Source organism: Fibrella arboris (genome assembly GCF_041321095.1).
GTDB classification, from domain to species: Bacteria; Bacteroidota; Bacteroidia; order Cytophagales; family Spirosomataceae; genus Fibrella; species Fibrella arboris.
The window spans coordinates 171,735-197,874 of record NZ_JBGGWE010000010.1 but is presented as its reverse complement, the minus strand read 5'-3'; the positions used below and the strand labels follow the sequence as shown (position 1 = coordinate 197,874).

Genomic DNA, 26,140 nt, shown 5'->3' with positions numbered 1-26,140 from the left:
TTTTCGAGTGTCGGCCCACCACTTAGACAGGTACCTGGCCACTGAAAACATAGTTACTCCTCAAGGTCATCGAGGTAATCCAAAATAGTTTTAGGTGGAACCACCTGCACAGCCCGAATACCTAACGCCGCCGCAGCCTGTATGTTCAACGGATTGTCGTCCAGGAAAAGCGTTTCCGAAGGGTCCAGGCCGGCCCGCTCCAGCACATAGCCGTAAATGTCGGGATTCGGTTTCAGCATCCTGACAATATGCGAATAAAAGACCTGATCGAATAATGACTCGAGCGCAGGTTGCCCCAGTTCGGCCAGCCGATTATCGACTTCACGAATATGAATTGGGTTGGTGTTGCTAAGCAGGAATAGCCGGTATTTTCCGTTCAAGGACTTAATACGTTCGATCCGTTCAACCGGCAGATCGAGCAGAACGCTGTTCCAGGCGGTGTCGATGACGTCGTCGGCCCAACGGTCGGGCTCGTCAGATTCTGTGCGCAGCAGTGAGCGAACAGCAGCCCGGAACGCCTCGTCGTCGACAAGCCCCGTTTCATAGTGCTTCCAGATCCCGTGTTGTTTCCAAAGGACCTCCATCTCCTCTTCCGACCGGTTGGCCAGTTGAGCGAAGTTCCGCAGGGGGGCGCGTAGATCAATCGGAATGATGACGTCGCCCAGATCAAAAATGATGTTTTTCATACGTTCTTCAAATCGCCGCTTACAATATACCTTCATCGGCAAAGCTCAGGTACGTTCGATCAGTGACAATGAGGTGATCAAGAACGGGAATATCCAGGAAACGCCCGGCTTCTTTGAGTTTACGGGTCAGCTCCCTGTCGGCCTGCGAGGGAGTCAGGTTACCTGATGGGTGATTATGCGCCAGAATGACTCCACTGGCCAGATACTCCAGTCCCACTTTAAAGATCAGCCGGGGATCAGCCACCGTGCCCGACACACCACCTGCACTGATCTGCACCGGCCGTAGCACTTCGTTAGCCCGATTCAGGAGCAACACCCAGAACTCTTCGTGCGGCTTATCCATCAGGTACGGTCTGATCTCCAGATAGGCATCCCGCGAACAGGTAATGCGGTTGCGTTCAAGGGGAGCCTGTTCCCGCCGGCGACGGCCCAGTTCCAGCGCGGCTACGATGCTGATGGCTCGCGCTTCGCCAATGCCCCGAAACTTCGACAGCTCTTTGACGCTCCGTTTCGCCAGTTCGTGCAGGTTGTTACCAACACCCTCGAGCACCTTCCGGGCCACATCGACCGCCGATAGTTCGGCTGTGCCTGAATTAATCAGGATAGCCACCAGTTCGGCATCAGACAAGGCGGCAGTGCCCTTCAACATCAGTTTCTCGCGCGGACGGTCTTCTTCAGCCCAGCTTTTTATGCTGCGAAGCGGTTGGTATGGATTCATCTGGTTACGGCTTTTGCTGGCTAAAAGTAACGTACCTACCAACAAAAAACCTTATCCGCTCAGGCAGATAAGGCTTAGGGAACACCATATTCCGGAAGAACGTGAACCGGTACAGCGTTATTTATGCCGCTGTAGCAGGAGCCATTTTGTTAACAAAACGAGTCAGTTTCGATTTGTTATTGGCTGCTTTGTTCTTGTGAATGATGTTTTTCTTGGCCAACCGGTCAAGCTTCGAGATCACTTTCTTCAACAGATCGCTGGCAACAGCGTGGTCTGTCGTTGCACGAAGTTTCTTGACAAGGTTACGGCTAGTGACAGCCTGGTACCGATTCAACAGACGCTTTTTGGCGTTGGTACGGATTGCTTTCTTGGTATTCTTATGATTTGCCATTGACAGGACTTGGTTCGGTTTCCGAAATGAGTCCGCAAAGGTAAGCGTTTGAGCGCATTATCACAAATAGAACCCAGATTGTTTGCGGGGTAAACCAGTCAATAGCACTGAATTCAGCCGACACATTACTTCTCTTTGGCAATGTCGGCCCTTATCAAAATTAAATTAGGCTATCGACTAAACCGACTATTGGTATATTCTGTCAAATGAATAGATTTGCTATTGTAACAATTGCCTAACATGAGAACCGTAACGTTTGAATCGCTTCAGGCCGATCAGGCCTGGATGGTCGTGTCTGATCAATTGAATCAGCGCAATACTTTGCTCTCGCGGAGCATCTCCAAACTAGAACAGCAGCAGCAAACGCTGCCAGTTGCCAGCCGATTAATGACGCTGCGCTACCACCTGCGGCAGAGCCTGCGCCGACTGACGGCCGAGAGCCGTCGCCTGCCAGCTAGTACGGATCAGGCCGGGGCGTTGAACCGCCAGTGGTGCCACGTTCATGAGCTGTACTTCCTGCTTCGTCAGGTTGATGCCGAATTGATCAACGCCCGTGACGAAAGCGAACCACTCGACCAATGGCTGAACAGCCTGGAGTCGCGCGTGTATAAATCAGCGCTGGTTCACCTCAACTAACCGGGCCACTTCCTATCCTATACCCTCGTACTGCCAGGCTAGTGGGCAGTACGAGGGTCCATTAATTACCCAGCGTTATTCACTTACGATAAGCAAGTACAACTATTCCGCATAATGTGTGTTCGGTTCATTAAACGACACGTTATGAAAAAGGGATGGTTGATTACGCTGGCTGTAGTGTTATTGCTGGGCATTGGTGGGTATGTCTACTACAGTACCCTCAAACACAAGGCGCAATCAGAACGTGGTGCGTATGATGGTACCCTCAGCCCCCGTCTCGAGCTAAGTCGCTTTGACCTGACCAATGTTACCGACGAGGCTATTCAGCTGACTATGCACCTGCTCATTGATAACCCTCTACCCGTTGGTTTCAGCGCCCGCAAGGTGGACTACACGCTGTACATCGACAATGTAGAAGTAGCGAAAGATGCGTATGACAAGGCTATCACCGTCAAGTCGGAAGACAGTACCCTAGTTGCGCTACCCGTTACGCTGTACAACAAAAAGCTGGTGGCCGTGCTGAAGCGTCTCGAAGCCGCCGGTGAAGACAGCACAGATTACCGCGTTCTTACCACCTTCGATTTAGACGTACCTATAGCGGGCGAACGGACTTTCACGGTTACTAAATCGAAGCGAGCCCCTGTATTTTACATTCCCGAATTTAAAGTAGTGGATATTGACCTGGGTACGTTCGGTCTGAATCGTACCGATGTTGCAGCGAAACTTAGCTGTACCAACAAGAACAAGTTTCCGTTCACTATCACTGATACCCATTACAGCGTCACGATTGATGGTAAACAGATTGCTGACGGCGACCAGCCTGAGCCAATTTCGATCAAGGCCCAACAGACTACTTCGTTTGTCGTTCCTGTTACGGTGAAGCCTGGCCAGTCGCTGGGTCTGTTGCCTAAAATGCTGTTCGACAAAAAAGACACGCCTGTTGAGATTGCGTTCCGGTGCAAGATCCTTGACAAAAGTGATAACCCAATGTTCAACGAGAGCAAGGTCGTGACAACTATCAAAGGGACCCTTGCGGAGTTCATGAAGATGAAAAAGCAGTGATTAGTCGGCTACAGTTACCTGCTCGCAGACCGCATCCCAGAGACCGATGCGGGCTTCCATGCTACGAATAGCCCAGTCGGTAGCTTCCTGCCAGCGGGCAGTTTCATCTCCGCAAAGTTCGGTCACCATTTGCATGGCCAGGTGGCTGTGATGGTCGCCATCCACGTCAATGTGCCGTTCCAGGTAGTATCGGAAGGTACGTAGCTGCGCGGGCGCTTCTGCATCAAGGGCACGCACCAGATTCAGAAACATATCGGGAATCAGGTCTTCGCGGCCGAATGTAAAAACGGCTGCCATGATGTGCGGTTTTTCCGTGGCGATGACGTCAAATGTATACTGGACAAACTGCCGAACGCCTTCAGGTACGTTTGCCTCTGCCAACGCCAGTTCCACTGGTCTGCCAGCTAAGAGTGCAGTTGTGAACTGATCGATGGGCGAGGTGTTGGCTCCCAGTTGCTGCATGGCCATTCGGTACAGTTCATAATGACTGATATGGGAATGGGCGATGCCCAGCCAGGCGGGCGCTTCATCGCTTTCTTCGCCGGTCACTATTTCATTGATCAGATAGCGCGTACTGCCTGTACCAACGGGCATCCAGGGCACCGACACGCAGGTCAACGAGCGCTGTAACGCCTTTAGGAGCGACATGAAATCCCAAACAGCGAAGGCATGGTACGTGGTCAGGTCACGCAGGCCGTCGAGGTCATGGACGGTGGCGTAAACGGAATGGTTGAGCAGACGCTGACGCGTAGGCTCAATAGCGGCAGTTAACTGGGCAAGCATTGGCTCCATGATAAAGTCATAGGTTGTGTGTATGGAATAGCTACGTGTTATTGAGCCAAAAGGTTTTCGACCGGACCGGCTCAACCAGCAGATATCCCTCCTTCCCCCATCTGATCCCGATCATTACTGACCTAGATCCTGTCGGTCGGTCTACGCCCAGCCATACTGGAATTTCAGCCTGGAAGTTGCGATCGATAAACGAACGGAGGGCTATCAGGCGAAGGTATTTTCGCAATCGTCAGCTCGTCAGCCAACTTAACCTAAGCAAGCAGCCCGCCGATGTGTATGTGTTTCAGGGCCGTAGCAGAACACATCTGGCTACGCGACGGCCTATGAAACGCGGATCTATTAGTCCCTGAAAGCCAGATCGTTCTGAGCCAGGGCACCTTTTTTGGGACCGGCATTTGACTTTTCAGAGATTATACGTCTCAATATAGACGAAGCAGGTATCACTCATCCTGTTACCCTGTATCTCAAGCTTACTTCGTGCCCAATCCACCGTTGCTGTATGACGATACTTTTACGCTTATTATTCCTGCTACCGGGTCTTCTTTATCTTCATCTATCCGTATCTGCCCAAACTGTTATTACCACACAGGCGCTCAATCAAACGTCGGTTTGCCCCAACACGGTTGTCGATATACCGTTTACCCTATCGGGGCCCGTGGGCACCGGCAACAAATATTCCGTTCAGTTCAGTAAGGGCTCCGAAACAATCACGCTGCCTGCCAATGCCGTGATTGGCAATCCGGTAACAGGGCAATACACGGCGTCTATTACGCTGATCGATCTGTTGGCCACCGGTACCTATAAACTTAGGATCATCATCAGCAACCCGGCCACAATCGGGTCTGAATGCCCTACTGCCCTATTCATTAAAACGCAACCTGCTTCGGCCCCTGTTCTGCTGGCACAGCCGAGTGGTGCTTACACCAGTCAGTACACGTTTTGCCAGAACGACTCGCCCCTGTCGTTATCCATGCTGCTGGGACCGGTTCCCAACAACTACCGGGTTCTGTACGATATAGGCACTGCGCTGGCCAGTACAGGTCAGCGCACCTTTACGGCGCCAGTAATTAACCCAACTGCCGTTGGTAAAACCACCTATAACTTCAGGTACGTTGCCATTGACGAAACAAAGGGGTGTAATCTGGTTGAACAGCCCGGATCGGTATCGTATTTAACCACAGAAGTTAAGCTACGCCCTGCGGCGCCGTCTGTCTCGGTTTCGTCGCTCACCTACTGCCAGTCGCAAACGGCAGCCCCCCTGTCGGCCACTAGCACCTATGCCGGGGCGGAACTTGCCTGGTATAATGCTTCGGGAACGGCCCTGACCGGATCAACGGCTATTCCGGCCACAGCAGTGCCGGGTACGTCTGTCTACCGGGTAACCCAGTCGCTCGATCGTTGCGAAAGCGCTCCCGCCTCGGTAAACGTCATTGTTCAGACGGCTTCAGCAGCCCCAACTGCCCCTAAAACGTTCATCGAACTATGCCGGGGAGCGGCAGCAGAACCCTTGGTAGCTACCGGAACGAACCTGATCTGGACAGACCCTACGGGCGCTACCTCAACGGCGGCCCCCAGCCCGTCGACACTTAATGCCAGCAAGACACCCAACGGCGATATATACTACGTCGCCCAGTCGACTACAAGTGGTTGTCCCAGCGCTCAGCTAGCCATTCGCGTGGTGGTTCAGGCAGCGCCTACCCTCTCTATTTCGGGTGGGAAAAATATTATTATTGGCACTGACCTACCCCTTCAGCTCAGCTTTACCGGCACCGGCCCCTATCGGTATCAGATTACATCGACACCCGCTACCACTATGCTGACGGGCACGGCCACGAAAGATACGACGCTTGTACTGACGCCGCTACGATCCGCCGTGTATCAGGTTTCCGAAGTCAGTAACGGCTGTGGTACCGGACTGCCCGGCAGCCCGGCAACAGCCACCGTATCCGTGTTGGTGCCTACTATCCGTACGTTAACACTCCAATCGGCTACGGCTTGTTCAGGCAGCACGGTCACGGCTACTTTTCAGGTAGCGGGTACATTCAACCCTGGCAATATTTTTCGGCTCCAGATTGCCCGCACCAATCCCGACACCTCTAAGATCAGCTATTCAGATCTGGTTATTGTGCAACAGGTGGGCGTATCCCAGTTAACCGGCACACTGCCGCTTTCCGCCACATCAGGTACGTATCTGGTCCGGGTAATTGCCACAAACCCAAAGTATCCGATCATCGGCACCCCCAGTGCCACAACGCTTACGGTGGCTGGCCAGACCTCAGCTACCTTATCGACTACAACGCCCAATATCAGTGACGGCGGCGTGGCTAAACTGCTTGTCAACTTCACCGGCGATGGCCCCTGGACCTTTTCCTATCAGGATAGTACCAACGTATTAGGAGACCTCCAGTTTGTAACGACCAGTTCGAACCCCTACACCCTGTCGGTAAAGCCGACCCGCACAACCTCCTATCAACTAATCAGCGTGGGCAACGGGTGCAGCCTCAGTACCAATATTTCGGGCCGGGTAGTAATAACAGTCTCCCCATTGCTTGCCATTGAACCTTTCGCATCGCTCGTGAAAGTATTCCCGGTGCCGGCAACCAGCCAGCTCACCGTTCAGCTAGACCCTTCGCTCCTGACCCAGGCGGCTACCATCCTGCTAGTCGATGCAAACGGCCATGCCGTGATCAGGCAGCAAACGCAGGCACAGTCGACTCAACTATCGCTGGCAGACCAACCGGCCGGTCTGTATATTTTGCAGGTGATGGCCGACGGAAAGCAGGTTAGCCGACGAATCGTTAAGCAATAAACCGGCATATTCCCTGTTGCCATCTTTGGTCCACGGTCGAGGCCCGAGTGTCACCGTGAGCAAGTCACCGCGCAACCGAACAACCTTGCGAACGTACCCGGCTACGCCTGTTGACTGGCTACGTACGCGCTCTGGACCAGCAACCGTTCAGAAAGTTGCGCAGAACGTGCTTGTGGTAGTTGGCCGCGCCGGTTTATTGTTGAACTTTGCTTCCGGCCATACACTCCTCCTAGCAGCAATAGGGTTAGTGCCTCACCGTTTCGTTGATTGATTTCCACAAAATAGCGACCCACTGCCAGACAGCGCTCATTGATGAGTGTCTCCCTTTCTGGCTCAAATATGCCTGTGATGGCCTGGGCGGCGGCTATTTCGACTACCTTACTACAGACGGTCACACCGTAGACGCTCACAAAACAGTGGCCCGTCAGGCAGAACAGGTTTGGGCTTTTGCCTACCTATATACGAACATAGACGCCCAGCCCGACTGGCTCGATCACGCCCTGCATGGTGCCGACTTTCTGGCCGAACACGCGCATACACCGCAGATGGGTTGTCATACGTACCTGGATCGTATAGGCAACCCAACATGCATGGCTACTTCTACCTTCCTGCCCGTTCATGATCCGTTGACTGGGGCGCGGGTAGCGGCAGCGTATGCACAGATTCATCAGGCAACCGGCGACGACCAGTGGGCTATGCTGGCTAAACAGACGTTTCAGGGCATTCTCAGGGCTTATCAGGCCCATCGGGAAGCCCGGCTGTCAACCAGTAACGAGCCTCAGCCGCTCAGCCATCTCAGTCAGCCACTTTCGCTGCTTCGGGCGCTCGTTGACGCCCGTTCACTATTTGCCGTTACCGATTGGAAGGAAGCGACAGAACCGTTGCTGGACGAGTTGCTGAACGAGTTTCTCGATAAGCGACACGACGTGCTGCGCGAATATGTTGGACCGGGGGGCGCGTTTAGCAATACCCCGGAAGGCCGACGTATCGCTACGGGCCTGACCATGGAAGCCGCCTGCCTGCTGATTGATGTGGGTACGTTGCTGGGCAACCGGAAACTGACGCTACAGGCCACTAACTGGTGCCTGCGCACCTGCGAATGGGCCTGGCCTGTTCAGCCCGGAGGCCGGAAAGACGACCGGCCAGGCCTCGACCGATGGCTCGACTGGAAAGAGCAGCCCCTTCCATTTATCGGCAGCGATTACCGAACCGCAACAGATCATTTGTCAGCGCTGGCGGCGCTGACAAATGGCTACTGGCACACCCGTCATCCCGAAGCCCCCCGCTGGATCAAACGGATATACGATTACACCTTCCAGCATTTTCCTGATGAAAAGCCAGCCACCAGCTGGCATTTGTTGCTAGACACCCACCTCCAGCCTGTAAACTTGTTTAAGGCGACGGCTGAAACGGGTTGTTACGCGCTGATTCGCGGACTCGCCACCACCTGGCAGCACCTGGATCAATGTGCCCTGTTGCAGCCCGTTGGCATACGCGGCGCAGGTATACAATCTACGGTTATATAATCCGTGATTTTGGTATCTTGCAACTCCTCCTAAACCACTTGTATTGTGTTATATGTTGTTCATGCCTATGACGGCACTGATGCTGATGCGCTTGATCGCCGCATGGCCGCCCGGCCTGCTCACTTCGAGGGCGCCCGCCGCCTGAAGGCTGAAGGCCACTTTATCCTGGGGGGAGCCCTGCTCGATCCTGACGGGCGCATGATTGGCTCAATGATGCTGCTGGATTTTGCCGACGAGTCTCAGCTTCAGGACTGGTTATCCTGGGAGCCATACGTACAGAACAAGGTATGGGACCGAATCGACATTAAGCCATTTCGACAGGCCGTTGTATGAAACACCACTATGTATGCATTCTTCTGCTGGTTGTCGTTTCCGCCTGCCAACACAGGCAGGACCACACCGCTCAGTCGTTACCTGATTCGTCAATCAGCCAGGCCTCGGTTATACAGTCTACTTCAGAATCGCCCGGTCCGTCGCCTAACAATTTTCTGATTATACCCGGCATTCAGGTAGGCGCTGTTACAGCCAATGCCACCGAAGCCAGTTTAATTCGTTTATTAGGCGTTGAACATGTGAGTAGGGACACAATCTACGTGGCGGAAGGAAATTTCGAAATTGGCACAACGCTGTTTAAAAACACGGCCAATCAGGCGCAGATTTTGTGGGCCGACAACCGTCATTTTGCGCGCCCCGAAACAGTATTGCTCAGACCAGCCAGAGATGCAGAAAACCGCTTGATAGCCGGGTCAAACCCGCAGTGGATCACGGATAAAGGACTGGTGCTTGGTATGACACTCCGCCAGGTTGAGAAAATCAATGGCCGCCCGTTCGCGCTTTACGGCTTCGGCTGGGACTACGGTGGCCTTTCGTCGGGATGGAAAGGTGGGGCGCTTGACCAGAAAGACGGAAAAACGTATATCGGGTTGGGCTTCGGTGTACCAGAGTCCCAAGCTGCCTCCCAGGAAAAGCTGTACGAATCGCTGATGGGCGACCAGGAGTTCCCCTCGAACAACCCGGCCATGCAAAAATTAAATCCTATTGTCGAAAACCTGACTATCTCCTTTAAATGACCTCCTCCCCTTCCTTTCGCATTTACCAGCTCGACGCTTTCACTGATCAATTGTTTACCGGCAATCCGGCGGCCGTTGTTCCGTTAACTGACCAGAACGAATGGTTGCCCGACGAGCGTATGCAGGCCATTGCGGCCGAAAATAATCTGGCCGAAACTGCCTTCTACATCCGTACCGAATCAGGTTTTCATATTCGCTGGTTCACGCCCACGGTTGAGGTGGATCTATGTGGCCATGCTACACTGGCAGCTGGGTACGTTGTTTTTTTCCTGGAAGAAAAACCCGAAGCCACTCAGATCACATTTGATTCGCGCAGTGGCCAGCTGACCGTTTGCCGGGAAGATGATAACTGGCTGGTACTCGATTTTCCCGCCGATGTGCTTCATAAAGCTGCTGTGCAGCCACCAGCCTTACTGGCCGGTTTGAAAGGACCAAAGCCACTGGAGATCCACAAGGGAAAAACAGACTTTATGGTCGTTTATGCTACCCAGGCCGACATTGAACTGCTGGCCCCCGATTTCCGCGAACTGACCTCCGTGCCAGCGCGGGGCATTATTGTGACAGCACCCGGCAATGAGGTTGATTTTGTGTCCCGTTTCTTCGCGCCGCAATCTGGGATTGATGAAGACCCCGTCACAGGTTCAGCCCATACGACACTCACCCCATACTGGGCCGAAAAACTGAGTAAAAATACGCTGACAGCGCAGCAGGTTTCCGCACGGGGTGGCTTTTTGCGCTGCAAACTCAAACACGAGTCCAATCGGGTAGATATCGCTGGTCAGGTACGGCTCTATCTTAAAGGCGAGCTGGCAGAGTAGCCCAGCCAGCCCATATACAGCCCCCAAAGGGCCGATAGCCATGCTGTCGGCCCTTTCTGTTTCCAATCTGAGAAGATTAAAAATCAACCTGTTTTTGATAAAAAATTGCATTATGAGCAAAAAGAGGTTTAAAATTTTGAAGAATTTTACTTAAAAAGAATAATATTCCGAAAAATAGGTTTGAAACATAAGTAATATCCTGCACATTTGATAAGTCATTAACACTAAGTATAATCACTAAACAGCCATTGATCATACCTTTTTTCCACCTTTAAACAAGTCAACTATTTCAATGAACAGTGTCTACAAAAACAAGTGGCGGCTTGTTTTTGCAGGACTCCTTCTTACTGGATCTGCAAAAGCACAGATGACGCTAGTGGGGCAGCTACGTACCCGAACGGAGATTCGGGACGGCCTCGGAACACTTAACCCGATTGGCGCACCAGCCGCCGCATTCACATCGCAGCGAACAGGACTTACGTTCGGCTACAAATGGGATCGCCTCACGTTTGGCGCTACCCTGCGCGATGTACGGGTTTGGGGGCAGGATGCCTCCAGTATTACGGCTACAGACGGCAACAAGTTATTTCTGCACGAGGCATGGGCTGAGGTGGTGCTGGCCAACAGCGCCGATACGACACTGAAGTTTAAGGCATTCGATAACCTGGCAATGAAAATCGGCCGTCAGGAGTTCGTCTACGATGATGTTCGCCTGCTCGGCAACCTCGACTGGCTACAACAGGGACGCCGGTTCGATGCCCTTCTGTTCAAGGGGATGAAACGCGGCTGGCAAATTGACCTGGGCCTTGCCTTCAACCAGAATACCGACGCTTTTGGTACTACAGGCACGTTCTACACGCCCGGTAACGCACCGACCTATGTAGCCAACTCGAAAGGAAATCTGGTGGCTGTTCCGAGCGGCTTTCTGCCCACCAATGGAAAAGGAGGCGCGCCTGTGCTGGCCAATACAGCCAGTACGAATGGGCAAACGCAGCAGTTCAAATCCATGCAGTTTTTGTACCTGAGCCGCAAGTTCGGGCAGACAAAACTATCGCTGCTGGGTCTGAAAGACGATTTCGCCAAATACCGCACCGATTCCCTGGGCGCTTCGGCAACGGGCGTTGTGTATGGTCGCCGTTATGACGTAGAAGGCACCAATAGCCGGTATACATACGGAGCCATGCTTACCGGCCTGGTCGGTAATGCTTCGTCCAGAATCGGGAAATTGGCCTGGCAGGCATTTGGCTATCAGCAAACCGGTACCGATCCAACGGGCGTTGATATTGATGCTTATTACTACGGCGGTAACCTGATGTTACAACGCGGCCGTTTATCGTTCGGGCCGGGCTACGAAGTGGTGTCGGGTAATAACACCGTGACGCCAAGCGGGAAGAACAACCGTTTTGATCCACTCTATGGCACACCACATAAGCATTGGGGCTACATGGACTACTTCTATGTGGGTACGGGCTCGCCAGTTGGTGGATTGGCAAACGGCTTTCTCAAGTTTAAGTATGTCGCAAACCCCAACCTGTTTGTCACGGCCGATCTGCACAACTTCGCGCTGGCGGCTCCCACCAAAAATGGCCTGGACGCCACCGGCGGCGTATTACCCAGCCAACTGGGGCAGGAGATTGATCTGATCGTGAACTATAACCTGAACAAGTTCACCAACCTGGAACTGGGCTACAGCCATCTGTCAGCTACGAATAGCCTCGAGTACGTGAAGCGAAGCACGATGGACAAAGCAAACCACGAGGCCAACTGGCTGTACCTGATGATCAACATCAGGCCCGATTTCCTCTACACCAAACCAGTGGCTATTAAGCAGTAAGTGACCCCAACAAAGCGTGGCCCGCTTGCCTGTATGGCAGGTACGTTCCTACGCCGCTATGCCTCCGGCGAGCGGGCCACGCTATTAACATCATCCTGATCTATCATGAAATCATTCGTTCGTAATCTGCTGTCGGCCGCTGTGCTGGGCGGCACGGTCTGGGCAGCGCTTGGCCTTCGTCCAGCTTCCGAAACCATTAAACTGGGATTCATTCCCCTTACCGACTGTGCTCCGCTGGTTGTAGCCAAAGAGCTTGGCCTATTTCAGAAATACGGGGTCAACGTAGAGTTGTCTAAAGAAGCGTCGTGGGCTAACATCCGTGACAAAGTACTGAACGGGGAGCTGGAAGGTGCCCATTGCCTCTTCAGTATGCCTTTTTCAGTCTACACGGGCGTGGGCGGTAAGGCTGGCTCAGAAATGAAGATCGCTATGGTGCTGAACAACAACGGCCAGGGCATCACCCTCTCAAAAGATTTTTGTGGCATGGTCGGCTTCAAAGACCTCAGTCATGTAGCCGGTGCGGTGAAGCAGGTACAGGCCCGAAAAGAAGTGACGTTTGCCATGACCTTCCCCGGTGGCACGCACGACATCTGGCTTCGCAACTGGCTGGCAGCGGCAGGCGTCAGTCAGAAGTCGGTGGGTATCATCACCATTCCACCGCCGCAGATGGTGGCCAATATGCGCGTCGATAACATGGAGGGGTTCTGTGTAGGCGAGCCATGGAATGGCGTAGCCGCTACGCAAAACGTCGGGTTCACTGAGATCGCCAGTCAGGATATCTGGAAACATCACCCTGAGAAAGCCCTGGTGGTCAATTCGGCGTTTGCCAACACCAGAAAAGAAGACCTGAAAAAAGTGATGAAGGCGGTGCTGGAGGCCTGCCAGTGGCTCGATAACATGGGTAATCGTAAAAAGGCCGCCCAATGGCTCACAAAGCCTTATTATGTCAACGCCCCGCTTCAGGTTATCGAAGCCCGGCTGCTGGGATCCAACGACCTGGGCTGCGAACTCGGTGTGCAGAAATACAAGGACGATTACATGACGTTTTTCAACAAAGGCTTCGTGAATACGCCCCGTAAGGTGCACGGCATGTGGTTCCTGGCGCAGTACATGCGGTTTGGCTATCTCAAATCGGCTCCGGATTACAAAGGCATCGCCGAGAAACTAATTCTCGACGACCTGTATGCAGAGGTAGCCAGGAGCATGAACGTACCTGTGGCAACCGATGATATGAAAACGTTTAAAACCACCTACGACGTGGCCTTCGACCCGACTAATATCACCGCCTACCTCGCCAGCACGAAAAAATAAATCTACTGTCTTCTGGTGGCTGCTCACCGCAGCCACCAGAAGACAGTAAACAGAAAACTGGATTTATGAACAACCTACTTCAACGAATCGCCCCCATCCTCTACTTCCTGGGAAGCATGGGCATACTGTTGGGAATCTGGTCGGCCGTATCGATGCTGACCACTAACGAGATACCAACGCCGGGCATGACCTGGGCCGTATTTAGCGAGATGCTCGCCGATCCATTCTATGACTACGGACCCAATGACAAAGGGATTGGTGTGCAGCTCTGGAGTTCCATTAAACGCGTGTTGACCGGTTTTGCACTTGGCAGTCTGATCGCTGTTCCCCTTGGCCTGCTGATGGGCAGCAGCCGCGTTGGCATGAATCTGCTGAATCCATTGGTGCAGGTGCTCCGTCCTGTTTCGCCGCTGGCCTGGTTTCCCCTCGGGCTGCTCGCCTTTAAAGCGTCTGACGGAGCCACGGTGTTCATCATCGCCATTACCAGCCTCTGGCCCACGTTGATCAATACGGCCTTCGGCGTGTCGACGATACCCACTGATCACCGGAATGTGGCTAAAGTGTTTGGTTTCACCACCTGGAAATACGTCTCGAAAGTGGTACTGCCTTATGCCCTGCCACACATCATTACGGGCTTGCGCCTGAGCATCGGCGTTGCCTGGATGGTCATTGTCGCGGGCGAAATGTTATCGGGGGGTATGGGTATTGGCTTTTTCGTATGGGACAGCTGGAATGCCCTGAGCCTGGAAAAAATCCTGTCGGCCATCCTCATTATTGGCGCCGTAGGTCTACTGTTCGACAAATTTTTCAACCTACTCCAAAAGCGTTTTACCTACGCTTAATGTACCGGCTTTTTATGGAAACGCTTCCCCTTATCGACTCAGCTAGTGAGTACCACAAGCTCATTCAGCCAACCAGTATCGAAATCAACAACCTGACGATCTCATTTCCAGACAAAAAAGGCACCTATACCGCTGTTCAGGACATAAACCTGACCGTTCGGAAAGGCGAGATTGTCTGTATCATCGGTCACTCAGGCTGTGGTAAGTCTACGATCCTGAATGCCATTGCGGGCATGGTAAAGCCCAGTCAGGGCGAGGTTCAGGCCAATGGAAAACGCGTAACCGGCCCTGGCCCAGATCGCGGCGTTGTCTTCCAGAACTACTCGCTCCTACCCTGGCTGACGGTGTGGCGTAATGTGTACGAAGCCGTTGACTCGTGCCGCCCGGACCTATCGAAAGCAGAAAAAGAAGCCCTTGTTACCGAGAACCTGAAGGCGGTGAACCTCTTCACGCACAAAGACAAACTACCGGGGCATTTATCGGGCGGGATGAAGCAGCGAACAGCCATTGCCCGCGCCTTTGCCATCAACCCCAGCATTTTGTTACTGGATGAACCATTCGGTGCGCTGGATGCCCTGACAAAGGGGACCATGCACATTGAACTCCTGAAGCTCTGGAACCTCGATAACCGCGACAAAACCATCGTTATGGTGACGCACGATATCGAAGAAGCCATCTTTTTGGCCGACCGCGTGGTGGTCATGAACGATGGCCCTGCCGCTACGATCCGGGAAATTGTTGACGTACAGCTACCCCGGCCACGGCATAAGAAAGCCATTGTTCATTTACCTGAATACATGGAAGCACACGACCGTTTACTAAGTCTGCTGGTGAAGGAGTTTTCTATCGAAGACGTTTAGCCCCTGTTACACGCTTTAGTATCGATCTTCTACGACTGTCTGGTGATAGTCGTAGAAGATCTTTTAGTTATAGGCATCTACAACGAAGCTATTAACAGAATTTTTTCTATACATTGTAGTAGATAACCAACTAATCAGTATGCGCAAGCTAACTCTCCCAATATTTTGTATAGCCCTAATCGGAGCAGTTTCTTCCTGTTTCGAGCCAACCGTCGATCAATCCGCCGGCTCAGCCACTGCAAACCAAAACGCCCGGCAAGGGGATTCGCCCCGATCCTGCGCTACGATGGATGTGCTCGCTGAAAATATCAAGGAAAATCCCAGCATTGCCAACAAGCTGGAAGAGATCGATAAGCACGCAGAGAAGTTTGCCCAGCGCAACGGTAGAGTGGCTGCAGTATCAGTACCTTATACGGGTGTTATCACTATCCCGGTCCGGGTGCACGTCATTTACAGTTCGACCCAGCAGAATATCAGCAATGAACAGATTCAGTCGCAGATTACGGTGCTGAATCGGGATTTTAGCAAAACAAACAGCGACGTAAGCAACTTGCCAGGTGCTTTTTCAGGGCTGGCTTCCAATATGCAGATCCAGTTTACGCTGGCTGGTATTGACCGCAAGCAGTCGAGTAAAACGTCGTGGGGTACGCGGGATGCTATGAAGAGCAGTAAGAAAGGCGGCGTTGATCCAATCGATCCGGCGCATAACCTCAATATCTGGATTTGTAATATTGGTGGCGGGATTCTTGGTTACGCTCAGTTCCCTGGTGGGTCAAGTGCTACCGACGGTGTTGTCATTGGCCCTGAGTATTTCGGTAGTAGTAGTATCGTTACCTCAGGTGGCTATTTTGCGGCTCCCTACGACAAAGGCCGCACGGCAACGCACGAAATTGGGCACTGGCTGAATCTACGCCATATCTGGGGCGACGCCAATTGCGGAAACGACCTGGTTACCGACACCCCTACCCAGCAAACAGCTAACTATGGTTGTCCATCATTCCCACACGTTACCTGTGGGAATGGAGCCAACGGCGATCTGTTCATGAACTACATGGATTACACGAATGATCTATGCATGTACATGTTCACCAACGGTCAGACAACCCGTAGTCGGGCGTTGTTTGCCTCAGATGGCGTTCGGAACGCCTTTGTTCAATAGCCTTTCAAATGACTTACTAAAAAGGGCTACAGGTACGTACCTGTAGCCCTTTTTGTGAAGGAGAGTATCAGTACTTCTTCATTATTTTGAATAAACCCCGCGTAATCAGCGCGTAACCTTTATCTGATGGGTGCAGCCCATCGTACGTTTTATCAACAGCCTCTAGCGGGTATGGGTATTCGTCGGCTTCGGGATTGAACGGCACATCAATAAAGGCGGGGTATTTATAGTTGGTGTACACACCTGTTTGAGGATTTTTTAGTCGCTTGTATTTTACCAGCTGCTTCACGTCCAGGCTTTTGAGGTGATATAAGTCGAGCACAGGAACCTGTTCAAAACGGCCAATTGAATCAACGGCGTTGGCAAACGACTCCAACTGCTGCCCGTTTTTGGGCTTATAAGAGCCAAAAGCATTATTTTTAAAATTAGTCAGGTAAACAAAATCAGCCCGTTGCATGGGCGTGATCAGCACGATATGCGCCTGCGGGTTCAGGCTTCGCAGTTTATCGATGATGATTCGGAATGCCCCGTATACAGTGGCGGTTCCCGTATTGGTCTGGTAGTCAGCAAAACGGCCCAGCGGCTTACCCGCCCACCAGTCGTTGGTTCCCAGAAAAACGGAGTAAATGTCGGCTTTACCCAAACCCAGCGTTTCGATCGACTGCGCCATACGAATCGCCGTCCAGCCATTGTGGCCCTGGTTGGTGTAGTGGATGTAGGGCAGTTTATCAGTAATCCGGGTCAGATACCCTTTCGTGATCCGGTCACCAGTCTCGTTCGTGTGGTCGTTCAGGTACGTTATCGAATCGCCAATGGCTGTCCAGGTCAGTTCTTTTCGGTCAAATGAGCTCAGCAGGCCGCCCAGTGCAAGAAAGATCAGCAGTTTTTTCATGGTATGCGAGTAAGGATACCAGCACACTAATTTACCTACAGGCCCAGCCCTAAATCATGCCCCTTGCCTTCAGTTCCAGGTACTTGTTAACCGTATTGGCGGTCAGATCGCGGGGAGCCGTGAGAATACTCTGAATCCCATATTGGCCTAATTCTTTAACGATCAGTTGTTTTTCGTACGAAAACTTCTCGGCGATCGTCTTCAGATAAATCTGCTCGGTATCGTAGGCGGGTGTATCAAGTAGGGTACGTAACTCCGTATTGTCGAAAAAGACGACCAGTAACAAGTGTTCCTTGGCTAACCGGCGCAGGTAAGGCAGTTGTCGATGCATGCCGCTGAGGGTTTCAAAATTGGTAAACAGCAACAGCAGCCCGCGCTGACGTACCTGCGACCGAACAGTAGCGTATAAGCCTTCAAAATCAGTCTCGAGGTAACGCGTTTTCTGTCGGTATAATACGTCCAGGATTTTAAGCATATGCCCTGGCCGTCGTTCGGCGGCTACGATCTGCCCAATTCGATCAGAAAACGTAATGATTCCTGCCCGGTCCTGTTTTAACAGGGCAATGTTACTGAGCACCAACGACGCATTGATCGCGTAATCGAGCAGGGTCAACCCATCAAAGGGTGATCGCATCACCCGGCCTTTGTCGATCAGGCAATAAACAGCCTGTGATCGCTCATCCTGAAAGGCATTCACCACCAGATTCGATTGGGTTGGGTCAGACCGCCGGGCTGTTGCTTTCCAGTTAATGGTGCGCAGGTCATCGCCCTGCGTATAGGGACGTACCTGTTCAAATTCCATGCTGTGCCCAATTCGCCGGAGGCGTTTGATGCCCACTTCAGTCAGCCGGTTACTGGCCGCCAGCAGTTCATATTGACGCATTTGCAGATACGACGGATAGACGGGCACCAACCGCCCTTTTTCAAATTGAAATCGCCGTTTCAGTAATTTCATCGGGGTCATCACAAAAACGTTGATCGCCCCGAAGCTGTATTCGCCCCGGCGCGTCGGACGTAGTTCATAGCGAATCACCTTGGTTTCGTTGGGCTTGAGGGTAGCCGTAAACAACACATCACGCCGCTGAAACTGAAACGGAATCTCATCCACAATGTCTACTGGTGTCTCAAACGCGTAGCGACTTTCTAGGTAGAGTGTAATGGGGTTCTCGTCACCATTAGACAGGCGGTCGGGCATTTCGCGGCGCGCAAAAAAGATAGCCTGCCCACCAGCGGCGCCGGCCCGGAACAGCAGTACTACTTCAATCAGTAGCAGCAACACGAAAACGGCGAAGGCGATTTGCACTACCGGAAAGAGTATCGGTAACGCATAGGCCAGTACAAAGCTCACTGCAAAGCCCGCCAGGATAAACCAGACACGTAGGGAAACAAATAAGGCACGAAGTAGGGTCATAGTCGCAGTTTATCAGCTGGCACAGGCCTGATCGATGGTACGCACCGGGTCTGGTTAGCGCGGCACGTCTACTTTTTGAATCAGTTGGGTGATGACGTCATCGGCCGTGGCACCTTCCATTTCGCGTTCCGGCGTGAGCAGAATACGGTGACGAAGTACCGGGATTGCCAGTTCCTGTACATCTTCGGGCGTAATGAAATCGCGCCCACGCAGCGTAGCCAGCGCTTTGGCACTGTTCAGCAAGGCCACAGCAGCTCGTGGCGACGCGCCCAGATAGAGTGATTTATTGGCCCGCGTACTTCTGATAATCTGGGCGATGTAGTCGAAGAGGTTTTCCTCGACATGCACCTGGCTGACCTTATTCCGTATCTCCTGCAATTGCTCGGCGCTGAGCACGGCCTGAATGGCTTCCAGAGCGTCGGTCAGGTTCCGGCGCTGGTGATGACCGCGCAGAATATCGACTTCTTCGGCCTGCTCGGGATAACCCACCACGATTTTGAACAGAAAACGGTCGAGCTGAGCTTCGGGCAGGCGGTACGTACCTTCCTGCTCAATCGGGTTTTGTGTTGCCAGCACCATAAACGGTGGCGGCAGCAGGTACGTGGTACCGTCGTTGGTAACCTGGCGCTCTTCCATGGCCTCGAACAAAGCGGCCTGCGTTTTAGCCGGTGCCCGGTTGATCTCATCGATCAGCACGATGTTGGCAAATATCGGCCCGTGCTTAAACGAGAATTCGGCTGTTTTGGGGCTAAACACCGACGTACCCAATACATCCGATGGCATCAGATCGGGCGTAAACTGGATGCGGCTGAACTGAACCGAAACTGTTTTGGCCAGCAACCTTGCCGTTAGGGTCTTGGCCACGCCGGGCACCCCTTCGATGAGCACGTGCCCATCGGCCAGAAGCGCAGTCAGCAGCAGATCGATGGGTTGGTGTTGCCCAACAATTACTTTTCCAATTTCGGTGCGAATAGCGTCGATGGCCGTACGAAGGCCCTGAAGATCAACGCGTGTATCAAAAGGTTGTTCCATGCAGGAAATATCAGTTTATCAGTAGTCGACCTGTTCATCGACCCATTTTGGTTTTAGATCTTACTGGCAGTAGCCGCGTTGAAGTTCTCAATGGTGGCGTTGATGGTCAGTAAATCAAATTCGGATAATGAAATAGCCCGCTGTGCCTGACCTAAGATACGAACCAGTTGCTGCGTCTCGTCGAGCGGGACGCCGCTTTTACGGGCCAGTGTTTCGGTAAATTCCGCGTCGAGCTGCTGGGTGTTCAGAAAATACCGTTCGCGGAGGCTGGCCAGAAAGTACCGGATTTTCTTTCGGGCCACATTGTCGTGGTCATTCTGCTGGAAATACATTCGCCCCACTGTTTTCACAAAAGCCAGCGAGGTGTTTTGTGGCAGTTGCACCACCGGAATAATACGCTGGGTACGTTTACCCGCAAACAACGCGTAAAGGATCAGCCCAAACAGAGCAATGTAGTACGCCCAGTTCAACGCGGGTTGTTTGTGAATGTACCGTAACAACGACTGCTCATCTTCATTGAAACGACCCTGCTTCTGAAACTCATCCCAATAGGTGGGCTGCGTGGGCAGGTACGAAAACGCTTTCGTCATGTAATCGGCCGAGGCAGGTTCCAGCAGGTAGTAATTAGTAAACGCCAGGGGCAGGTTGTGGATATAAAAAACGCCTTGCCCATGCGGGATACGCAGAAAGATAGCCTCATTCCGGGTATTCCGGGCCAGCACAGTGATACCCGTTCGGGGCTTCTTCACCACCAGAAAGTTTCGGCCATCGTCGTGCCGAAAGTTGTAGCCGTTTTTCGTTGCCAGCCCCGGTCCCACAAAATTGGAGCGAAGGGTTGAATCGGCCTTGAGTGGATCTTTTATCTCGGCCTTAAAACCCAGTGCGCGGCTTAACGTATCCGAGAAACTATAGGCCGACAAAAAGGCTGAATTCCCCCGGGCAACGTACCTGAGCAACTCGCGGGTGTCGTAGGCCCCCGCCGCGAACGTTTCACAAACAGCCAGATAATTGCTCCTGGCGGGCATCCGGGTTTCGGTGAGCAGGTTATAAACGGGCAACCGCACGCTCTCAATTGTTCGCTGGTGCATCAGGCTGGGCAGCAACTCAAAAACGGCCTGTGTCCCAAACGGAATTTTGTCGTTGTTCTGGTACGTTGGTCGCCAGTCAATGGGCTTGGGTTTGTAATACTCGAACGCGACAAACGCAATCAGTGTAGCCAGCAGAAAGAGTATGTATTTGTTTGGGCGCATGCATTACGTGGTGCATTATGCGGGCATTTGCGGTGAATCACTATCGAATGACAGTGTAGCAGATGACCGCGTAATGGCATAAATAACTACTCATTGAACGCTTGAAACTGTTGGCGAACCAGTTGAAATCGAGTTTCGTCGATCGGAAAATCACCGTACCAGACGTAATCGAACTGACTGGTCAACTGCTCGAACCCCAATCGGTTGGGGTTACCCGTTAATTCCTGCGCATACTGACGGTTGGTTTTGTTGGGTTGCCAGCGAATTAGTCCCCGGTCTGTCAGGTTCTTCAGCGTTTGCAGATATAGTAGTCGTACCGCCATCCGGTAGTTGCGGGATGCGATGGCTTCATCGATACGGTCGCTGAAATTGATCTGATGAATATTCTCATCCAGCGTTTCGTAGCCTAAGCCTGTTTGTTTGGCTCGGTTCGGAAAGATGTTTGCCAGTACTTCGGCCTTATAAAGCAACCAGATCACCAGTCCGGCAATGGCCAGCAACAACACATATTGCCCGATATTCCGATACGCCTTTGTCCGTAACAACTCACCTACTTTATACCAAAACCAGTTCCAGAACTGATCCCAAAGGCTGGCGGTAGGCGGCGCATCATTCCCATAACGGTAGGCCCGGTTGCCCTGAATGGCACGTAACTTCCCCCGATCAACCGACCGTACGGTAAGTGGCAACCGGTCATCGGCAACGGCATAGGTCGTGGTATCCCGAATGGCGGCTACCGAATCTGTCTTCGCCTCCATATCCTTATCTTCCGGGCTTATCACTACCTCGTTCTCACTGCCCGGCGCTACGTTGGTTGAATCCTGCGCACTGGCCCAATCGACCCAAAAAAAGGTTAGCAGCCCAACCAAAAACAGTTTTTTTACCAGCATACGTACCTGATCAAATCCCTTTTAGCCGTCGGCCCCACCGATAACCTGATGATTGACAAACGAATTAATACTCGCCTTCCTCTTCCCGATTTAGTGAAGTCATTCCCGGCCGTTGGGTGGTCCCTCCAATTGACTCAATCTGATGTAAGAGCCCAGTCCCTTCCTTCTCTTCGATCAGCGAAAAATACTGAAAAGCCGTCGCCGTGGCCGATAGCCCCTGCAATACAGCGCCGCCTACTGAGGCCAGGGCGGTAAAAACAGTAGATAGTATCGTTACGTCTTTCAGGAGACCAGCGCCGAATAACCCACCTACGATACCAGCCGGTAACGTAAATACCATACCCAAAATACTGACGACGATGCCAACGACGAAGAGTAGCCCACATACGGACCACCAGTTCCCGCTGACCAGTTTAAAACTTCGACTTATGGCCTGCCCAACCTCCTGCCGTTCAAAGACAAGGGCGGCGGGAGCCAGTGTTAAGGCAACAATCATGTAGATACCCGGAAGTACCAGCAGGGCAAAACCGAACCCGACCATCAACGCACTGGCAATAGACAGCAGCACCCCTGTACCAATGTACTGTTGTACCTCTGCCCAGACAGCGCTCACCTCGATCGGCTGCTCATTGAGTTGCTGTCGATACAGCCGTATATAGGAAAAGGTGACTAAGCTGGTCAGCACGTAGGCCAGTAGCTGAAACACCATCCCGATCAGTCGACTCCCCGAAAAGATACTGGCGTATAAAGACAGCAGTTTGTCGGGTGTAGTGGCCGATGTGGCGGTTCCCAGCAATTCGCTTTGGCCATAACCGGAAATGATACCGCCAATCAGCGCAACGGGACCAACGATGTACAGGAGCGCCAAGGCCAGACCGCGAATTTGCTCGGTAGCAAACGCAAACGTTGCATTGATTTTCTCGCCGAAGTCGCGGCGCTGTTCAAATTGAATCATAAAGAGAAGAAGTTAAGCAGGGTGTTGCGAGCGGTATAAGCGAATAGGATACAGAACAAAATACCAGATAATGAACGCGGCCGAACTACCGATGATTAGCAGACTTACCACCGGTGGAAGGCTCATACGTGTAACAAAGCTTTCCAGAAATCCCGCTACAATGAAGATCGGCACCAGCCCAACGGCAATTTTCAAGCCTTGCTTAGCGCCTCGTTTAAAGGATTCCAGCCGTGGCAACGTACCCGGAAAGAGTAGGCTATTCCCCATTGTCAGACCAGCGGCGCCGGCAATAACAATGGCCGATATTTCGAGCGTACCGTGAATCCAGATTTTCAGAAACGACTGACCAAGCAACCCCCTTTCGTAGAAGAACGCCTGAAACGCCCCCAGCATCACACCATTATAGAACAGCATCACCAACGTGCCCACCGAGGCAATGACACCGGCAACGAACGCCCGCAATGACACACCAATGTTGTTGATGGTGATCTGGAAAAACATCGAGGCCTGATCGCTCCCGCCGTACACCCCCAGCGGATTACCTTTCCTGATGTTTTCGAGCGTCATATTCACGTACTCGTCACCCAGAATCAGCCGGACAAAGGTTGGGTCATTGATCGCTGAAAGCCAGCCTATGCCGCAGGCTACCAGGAAGAAAACGGCCGAAACGGCCAGCATGCGATGCGACTGATAGAATAAAGTGGGCAGTTCATGGGTCCAGAATGAAACAAACCGGCCCCGTTCTTCCCGTTTATTTTGCATCAGCCCCCGGTGCATCTGTGCAGCCAGCCCATTCAGATACCTCGTCACATTCGATTCTGGGTAGAAGGTGCGGGCATAGGATAAATCGTCTGTCAATTCAACATAGCGTGCTGTGAGTTCGTCGGGATCACGGGTTGGATTTCGCTCAATATCGGCCCACTTGGCTGTGTTCCGTTTCACAAAAGCAGCTTCACGCATGGTCAATGAAGGCGAGTCAATAGGCCGACCTGGGGTAATCGACATGGGAAAGTTACTCAACTCCCGGCAAAGTTTATGGCGTATGTCGACGATTAATCATAAAAAATGACGAGTCATAAACGAGATCAACCGGGTATCTTTGAACCGGACAACAATTCGTGTCCATTCGGATAGGTTTACCATTTATCGTTTATCAATGGCTGTCTCGATCCAGACCACCCAGAACGTCCTGCTTGAGTACGAACCTGCCAGTATTGGCGACCGTATCTTTGCGACCCTCCTCGATTACGTCGTGTTTGCCGCCTGGATAGTCCTTACGATTGCCTTACCCGCCAGTGCCGGCTGGATGAGTGGCGACAAGTCCGTCGTTTATGTGATGGTGGTCGCTATCCTCCCGATTTTCCTCTACGATTTCTTCTGCGAGTGGTTACTGAATGGGCAGAGCATTGGCAAAATAGCCCTGAAAATCAAAGTGGTCATGCTGGATGGTTCGCAACCCGGCATTGGTGCTTACCTGCTCCGCTGGCTATTGCGACTCATCGACACCCGGATCTTCAGCGGTATCGTGGCCATTGTCTGCGTGGCGGCTTCAGGAAAAGGGCAGCGGCTGGGCGACCTGGCGGCTGGCACCACCGTGATCCGATTACAGCCTAAAGTACAACTCAATGAGGTTATTTATAACTCCTTGCCAGCGACCTACCAGGTACAGTTCGAGGGTGTCCGGCAATTAGCTGACCGCGATATTCAGGTGGTTCGGGAGGTGCTCCGTCGGGGTACGTCTGATGCCGCTGAGCTTACCGCCAATAGACTTAAGGAGGTGCTGAATATACCGGCAACCAACCTGGGTACGTATGAATTTTTAACGGCAATCATTAACGATTATCAATTCCTGTCGATGCAGGAATAAACGAAGCCGCGGCTACCCTCATGGCGACTACCAGTTTCAGGGTAGCGTCAGCGGAAAATAGCCATGTCCAACTTTGTCTTTACAGCTATGCTCCTTTCATCCATAAAAATGCTCGCTGAGCGCTTCGCTCAGGATACCGTTCAGGTACGTCGCCACCTGCACGCCCACCCTGAACTTTCTTTTCATGAACAGCAAACAGCCCGCTTTGTGGCGAGTGAACTGACTGCGCTTGGGCTACAACCGCAGGAAGGCATTGCCGGAACAGGCGTAGTAGCCTTGATAGCCGGAACAAAGCCCGGCGATTCCAGCCGTGTTGTTGGGCTTCGGGCCGATATGGACGCGTTGCCTATCCACGAGGCAAATGACGTTCCTTATAAGTCGACGGTCGAGGGCGTGATGCATGCCTGCGGACATGATGTGCATACAGCCAGCTTGTTAAGCACCGCCCGTATTCTAACCGAGGTACGGGATCAGTTTTCAGGTACTGTAAAACTGGTCTTTCAGCCCGCTGAAGAAAAAGCGCCTGGTGGCGCTTCGCTCATGATTCGGGAAGGGGTACTGGATAATCCCCGTCCCAACGGCATGATTGGCCAGCACGTGGCCCCCAACGTACCTGTAGGAAAAATTGGTTTTCGGGAAGGTATGTACATGGCCAGCACTGATGAGATCTACATGACCGTTCGGGGTAAAGGTGGCCATGCAGCAATGCCAGACAACCTGATCGACCCCGTCCTGATTGCTTCGCACCTTATTGTGGCTCTGCAGCAGATCATTAGCCGTAACCGTCCGCCCGCCAGTCCGTCTGTGCTTTCTTTCGGTCGTTTTATTGCCGATGGCGTTACCAACGTTATTCCTAATTATGTGGAGATCGAAGGCACATTCAGGTGTATGAATGAAGAATGGCGCGAGAAAGGTATAGCTCAGATGCAGAAAATGGCCGAAACAATGGCCGACGCCATGGGGGGTACCTGTGAATTCACCCGCGTAAAAGGCTATCCTTTTCTTCAAAACCAGCCAGAGCTTACCCGTCGGCTACGTACCCAGACAGAAGCCTACATGGGCCGTGAAAACGTGATAGACCTTGATCTATGGATGGCCGGTGAGGACTTTGCTTTTTACTCGCAGGTGGTTGATTCGTGCTTTTACCGCCTCGGCACGCGAAATGAAGCCCGCGGCATCACTAGTGGCGTACACACCCCTACATTTGACATCGATGAAACGGCCCTGGCAATCGGCCCCGGACTAATGGCCTGGCTGGCGGTACAGGAGTTAGCAGGCAATTAGGCCGATGATCAAAGGCATTTGCCGCCCCCAATGCCATAAAAAGCT

At 52.5% G+C, this 26,140-nt stretch carries 25 protein-coding genes; 14 read left to right on the top strand and 11 right to left on the bottom strand.

Annotated features, from left to right (window positions below):
• Positions 1-53: 53 nt before the first annotated feature.
• The 3 genes from ACAW75_RS18130 to rpsT all read right to left on the bottom strand — a co-directional run bounded on the left by ACAW75_RS18130 (position 54) and on the right by rpsT (position 1,795).
• The gene (locus ACAW75_RS18130) at positions 54-686 is read right to left on the bottom strand and encodes an HAD family hydrolase (protein WP_370730162.1); all 633 of its coding nucleotides are present in this window, start codon (positions 684-686) and stop codon (positions 54-56) included.
• A gap of 19 nt (positions 687-705) precedes the next feature.
• Positions 706-1,404 carry a RadC family protein gene (gene radC / locus ACAW75_RS18125; RefSeq protein WP_370730161.1) on the bottom strand — a complete coding sequence of 233 codons (699 nt, stop codon included), beginning with the start codon at positions 1,402-1,404 and terminating at the stop codon, positions 706-708.
• Positions 1,405-1,525: 121 nt separating this feature from the next.
• Positions 1,526-1,795 (bottom strand): 30S ribosomal protein S20, encoded by a 270-nt coding sequence (gene rpsT / locus ACAW75_RS18120; RefSeq protein WP_370730160.1) that lies wholly within the window; start codon positions 1,793-1,795, stop codon positions 1,526-1,528.
• 240 nt (positions 1,796-2,035) lie between these two features.
• Here rpsT and ACAW75_RS18115 point away from each other — a divergent pair, with 240 nt between their 5' ends.
• Together ACAW75_RS18115 and ACAW75_RS18110 are read left to right on the top strand one after the other, a co-directional pair.
• Positions 2,036-2,431 (top strand): hypothetical protein, encoded by a 396-nt coding sequence (locus ACAW75_RS18115; protein ID WP_370730159.1) that lies wholly within the window; start codon positions 2,036-2,038, stop codon positions 2,429-2,431.
• A 144-nt stretch (positions 2,432-2,575) separates the two neighbouring features.
• Positions 2,576-3,493, top strand: a complete 918-nt coding sequence (locus ACAW75_RS18110) for an LEA/WHy family protein (protein ID WP_370730158.1) — start codon at positions 2,576-2,578, stop codon at positions 3,491-3,493.
• Here the strand turns inward: ACAW75_RS18110 and ACAW75_RS18105 are convergent, their stop codons facing one another.
• A complete protein-coding gene (locus ACAW75_RS18105) occupies positions 3,494-4,285 on the bottom strand; it encodes a DUF3050 domain-containing protein (RefSeq protein WP_370730157.1) in 792 nt (263 codons plus the stop codon).
• 499 nt (positions 4,286-4,784) lie between these two features.
• On the opposite strand from ACAW75_RS18105, the gene ACAW75_RS18100 reads away from it, so the two are divergent.
• From ACAW75_RS18100 to ACAW75_RS18055, 10 genes are all read left to right on the top strand, one after another.
• On the top strand, positions 4,785-7,094 hold the full coding sequence (locus ACAW75_RS18100) for a T9SS type A sorting domain-containing protein (RefSeq protein ID WP_370730156.1): 2,310 nt from the start codon (positions 4,785-4,787) through the stop codon (positions 7,092-7,094).
• A 263-nt stretch (positions 7,095-7,357) separates the two neighbouring features.
• Entirely contained in the window at positions 7,358-8,620 is a 1,263-nt protein-coding gene (locus ACAW75_RS18095) for an AGE family epimerase/isomerase (RefSeq protein ID WP_370730155.1), read from the top strand.
• A gap of 45 nt (positions 8,621-8,665) precedes the next feature.
• Positions 8,666-8,953, top strand: a complete 288-nt coding sequence (locus ACAW75_RS18090; protein WP_370730154.1) for a YciI family protein — start codon at positions 8,666-8,668, stop codon at positions 8,951-8,953.
• Positions 8,950-9,690: a hypothetical protein gene (locus ACAW75_RS18085; RefSeq protein WP_370730153.1), complete on the top strand. Its 741-nt coding sequence runs from the start codon at positions 8,950-8,952 to the stop codon at positions 9,688-9,690. The genes ACAW75_RS18090 and ACAW75_RS18085 overlap by 4 nt, the downstream gene beginning before the upstream one ends.
• Positions 9,687-10,508: a PhzF family phenazine biosynthesis protein gene (locus tag ACAW75_RS18080; protein ID WP_370730152.1), complete on the top strand. Its 822-nt coding sequence runs from the start codon at positions 9,687-9,689 to the stop codon at positions 10,506-10,508. Before ACAW75_RS18085 ends, ACAW75_RS18080 begins: the two co-directional genes overlap by 4 nt.
• A gap of 292 nt (positions 10,509-10,800) precedes the next feature.
• The gene (locus ACAW75_RS18075; RefSeq protein WP_370730151.1) at positions 10,801-12,342 is read left to right on the top strand and encodes an alginate export family protein; all 1,542 of its coding nucleotides are present in this window, start codon (positions 10,801-10,803) and stop codon (positions 12,340-12,342) included.
• A 105-nt stretch (positions 12,343-12,447) separates the two neighbouring features.
• Positions 12,448-13,653, top strand: coding sequence for a CmpA/NrtA family ABC transporter substrate-binding protein (locus ACAW75_RS18070; protein WP_370730150.1), 1,206 nt, complete (start codon positions 12,448-12,450; stop codon positions 13,651-13,653).
• Between the two features lie 65 nt (positions 13,654-13,718).
• Complete coding sequence (ntrB, locus tag ACAW75_RS18065) at positions 13,719-14,495, top strand: nitrate ABC transporter permease (RefSeq protein WP_370730149.1); 777 nt, start codon at positions 13,719-13,721, stop codon at positions 14,493-14,495.
• A gap of 14 nt (positions 14,496-14,509) precedes the next feature.
• Positions 14,510-15,355: an ABC transporter ATP-binding protein gene (locus ACAW75_RS18060; RefSeq protein WP_370730148.1), complete on the top strand. Its 846-nt coding sequence runs from the start codon at positions 14,510-14,512 to the stop codon at positions 15,353-15,355.
• A gap of 286 nt (positions 15,356-15,641) precedes the next feature.
• Positions 15,642-16,514 carry a zinc metalloprotease gene (locus ACAW75_RS18055; RefSeq protein ID WP_370730147.1) on the top strand — a complete coding sequence of 291 codons (873 nt, stop codon included), beginning with the start codon at positions 15,642-15,644 and terminating at the stop codon, positions 16,512-16,514.
• Positions 16,515-16,581: 67 nt separating this feature from the next.
• On the opposite strand, the gene ACAW75_RS18050 is transcribed toward ACAW75_RS18055, so the two are convergent.
• The 7 genes from ACAW75_RS18050 to ACAW75_RS18020 all read right to left on the bottom strand — a co-directional run bounded on the left by ACAW75_RS18050 (position 16,582) and on the right by ACAW75_RS18020 (position 23,904).
• The gene (locus tag ACAW75_RS18050; protein WP_370730146.1) at positions 16,582-17,406 is read right to left on the bottom strand and encodes an SGNH/GDSL hydrolase family protein; all 825 of its coding nucleotides are present in this window, start codon (positions 17,404-17,406) and stop codon (positions 16,582-16,584) included.
• Positions 17,407-17,455: 49 nt separating this feature from the next.
• Positions 17,456-18,817, bottom strand: coding sequence for a DUF58 domain-containing protein (locus ACAW75_RS18045; RefSeq protein WP_370730145.1), 1,362 nt, complete (start codon positions 18,815-18,817; stop codon positions 17,456-17,458).
• Positions 18,818-18,871: 54 nt separating this feature from the next.
• Entirely contained in the window at positions 18,872-19,849 is a 978-nt protein-coding gene (locus ACAW75_RS18040; protein WP_370730144.1) for an AAA family ATPase, read from the bottom strand.
• A 53-nt stretch (positions 19,850-19,902) separates the two neighbouring features.
• The gene (locus ACAW75_RS18035) at positions 19,903-21,099 is read right to left on the bottom strand and encodes a DUF4350 domain-containing protein (RefSeq protein ID WP_370730143.1); all 1,197 of its coding nucleotides are present in this window, start codon (positions 21,097-21,099) and stop codon (positions 19,903-19,905) included.
• Positions 21,100-21,185: 86 nt separating this feature from the next.
• Positions 21,186-21,989 (bottom strand): DUF4129 domain-containing protein, encoded by an 804-nt coding sequence (locus ACAW75_RS18030; protein ID WP_370730142.1) that lies wholly within the window; start codon positions 21,987-21,989, stop codon positions 21,186-21,188.
• A gap of 64 nt (positions 21,990-22,053) precedes the next feature.
• Entirely contained in the window at positions 22,054-22,944 is an 891-nt protein-coding gene (locus tag ACAW75_RS18025) for a DUF7847 domain-containing protein (RefSeq protein WP_370730141.1), read from the bottom strand.
• A gap of 12 nt (positions 22,945-22,956) precedes the next feature.
• Positions 22,957-23,904: a stage II sporulation protein M gene (locus ACAW75_RS18020; protein ID WP_370730217.1), complete on the bottom strand. Its 948-nt coding sequence runs from the start codon at positions 23,902-23,904 to the stop codon at positions 22,957-22,959.
• Between the two features lie 196 nt (positions 23,905-24,100).
• On the opposite strand from ACAW75_RS18020, the gene ACAW75_RS18015 reads away from it, so the two are divergent.
• On the top strand, positions 24,101-24,811 hold the full coding sequence (locus ACAW75_RS18015; protein WP_370730140.1) for an RDD family protein: 711 nt from the start codon (positions 24,101-24,103) through the stop codon (positions 24,809-24,811).
• An 87-nt stretch (positions 24,812-24,898) separates the two neighbouring features.
• A complete protein-coding gene (locus tag ACAW75_RS18010) occupies positions 24,899-26,095 on the top strand; it encodes a M20 metallopeptidase family protein (RefSeq protein WP_370730139.1) in 1,197 nt (398 codons plus the stop codon).
• Positions 26,096-26,140 lie beyond the last annotated feature (45 nt).

Bases quoted from the DNA above. Each gene is read 5' to 3' on its own strand.
- ACAW75_RS18130 (WP_370730162.1), bottom strand. From the start codon at position 686: ATGAAAAACATCATTTTTGATCTGGGCGACGTCATCATTCCGATTGAT.
- radC (WP_370730161.1), bottom strand. From the start codon at position 1,404: ATGAATCCATACCAACCGCTTCGCAGCATAAAAAGCTGGGCTGAAGAA.
- rpsT (WP_370730160.1), bottom strand. From the start codon at position 1,795: ATGGCAAATCATAAGAATACCAAGAAAGCAATCCGTACCAACGCCAAA.
- ACAW75_RS18115 (WP_370730159.1), top strand. From the start codon at position 2,036: ATGAGAACCGTAACGTTTGAATCGCTTCAGGCCGATCAGGCCTGGATG.
- ACAW75_RS18110 (WP_370730158.1), top strand. From the start codon at position 2,576: ATGAAAAAGGGATGGTTGATTACGCTGGCTGTAGTGTTATTGCTGGGC.
- ACAW75_RS18105 (WP_370730157.1), bottom strand. From the start codon at position 4,285: ATGGAGCCAATGCTTGCCCAGTTAACTGCCGCTATTGAGCCTACGCGT.
- ACAW75_RS18100 (WP_370730156.1), top strand. From the start codon at position 4,785: ATGACGATACTTTTACGCTTATTATTCCTGCTACCGGGTCTTCTTTAT.
- ACAW75_RS18085 (WP_370730153.1), top strand. From the start codon at position 8,950: ATGAAACACCACTATGTATGCATTCTTCTGCTGGTTGTCGTTTCCGCC.
- ACAW75_RS18080 (WP_370730152.1), top strand. From the start codon at position 9,687: ATGACCTCCTCCCCTTCCTTTCGCATTTACCAGCTCGACGCTTTCACT.
- ACAW75_RS18075 (WP_370730151.1), top strand. From the start codon at position 10,801: ATGAACAGTGTCTACAAAAACAAGTGGCGGCTTGTTTTTGCAGGACTC.
- ACAW75_RS18070 (WP_370730150.1), top strand. From the start codon at position 12,448: ATGAAATCATTCGTTCGTAATCTGCTGTCGGCCGCTGTGCTGGGCGGC.
- ntrB (WP_370730149.1), top strand. From the start codon at position 13,719: ATGAACAACCTACTTCAACGAATCGCCCCCATCCTCTACTTCCTGGGA.
- ACAW75_RS18060 (WP_370730148.1), top strand. From the start codon at position 14,510: ATGGAAACGCTTCCCCTTATCGACTCAGCTAGTGAGTACCACAAGCTC.
- ACAW75_RS18055 (WP_370730147.1), top strand. From the start codon at position 15,642: ATGGATGTGCTCGCTGAAAATATCAAGGAAAATCCCAGCATTGCCAAC.
- ACAW75_RS18050 (WP_370730146.1), bottom strand. From the start codon at position 17,406: ATGAAAAAACTGCTGATCTTTCTTGCACTGGGCGGCCTGCTGAGCTCA.
- ACAW75_RS18045 (WP_370730145.1), bottom strand. From the start codon at position 18,817: ATGACCCTACTTCGTGCCTTATTTGTTTCCCTACGTGTCTGGTTTATC.
- ACAW75_RS18040 (WP_370730144.1), bottom strand. From the start codon at position 19,849: ATGGAACAACCTTTTGATACACGCGTTGATCTTCAGGGCCTTCGTACG.
- ACAW75_RS18035 (WP_370730143.1), bottom strand. From the start codon at position 21,099: ATGCGCCCAAACAAATACATACTCTTTCTGCTGGCTACACTGATTGCG.
- ACAW75_RS18030 (WP_370730142.1), bottom strand. From the start codon at position 21,989: ATGCTGGTAAAAAAACTGTTTTTGGTTGGGCTGCTAACCTTTTTTTGG.
- ACAW75_RS18025 (WP_370730141.1), bottom strand. From the start codon at position 22,944: ATGATTCAATTTGAACAGCGCCGCGACTTCGGCGAGAAAATCAATGCA.
- ACAW75_RS18020 (WP_370730217.1), bottom strand. From the start codon at position 23,904: ATGCGTGAAGCTGCTTTTGTGAAACGGAACACAGCCAAGTGGGCCGAT.
- ACAW75_RS18015 (WP_370730140.1), top strand. From the start codon at position 24,101: ATGGCTGTCTCGATCCAGACCACCCAGAACGTCCTGCTTGAGTACGAA.
- ACAW75_RS18010 (WP_370730139.1), top strand. From the start codon at position 24,899: ATGCTCCTTTCATCCATAAAAATGCTCGCTGAGCGCTTCGCTCAGGAT.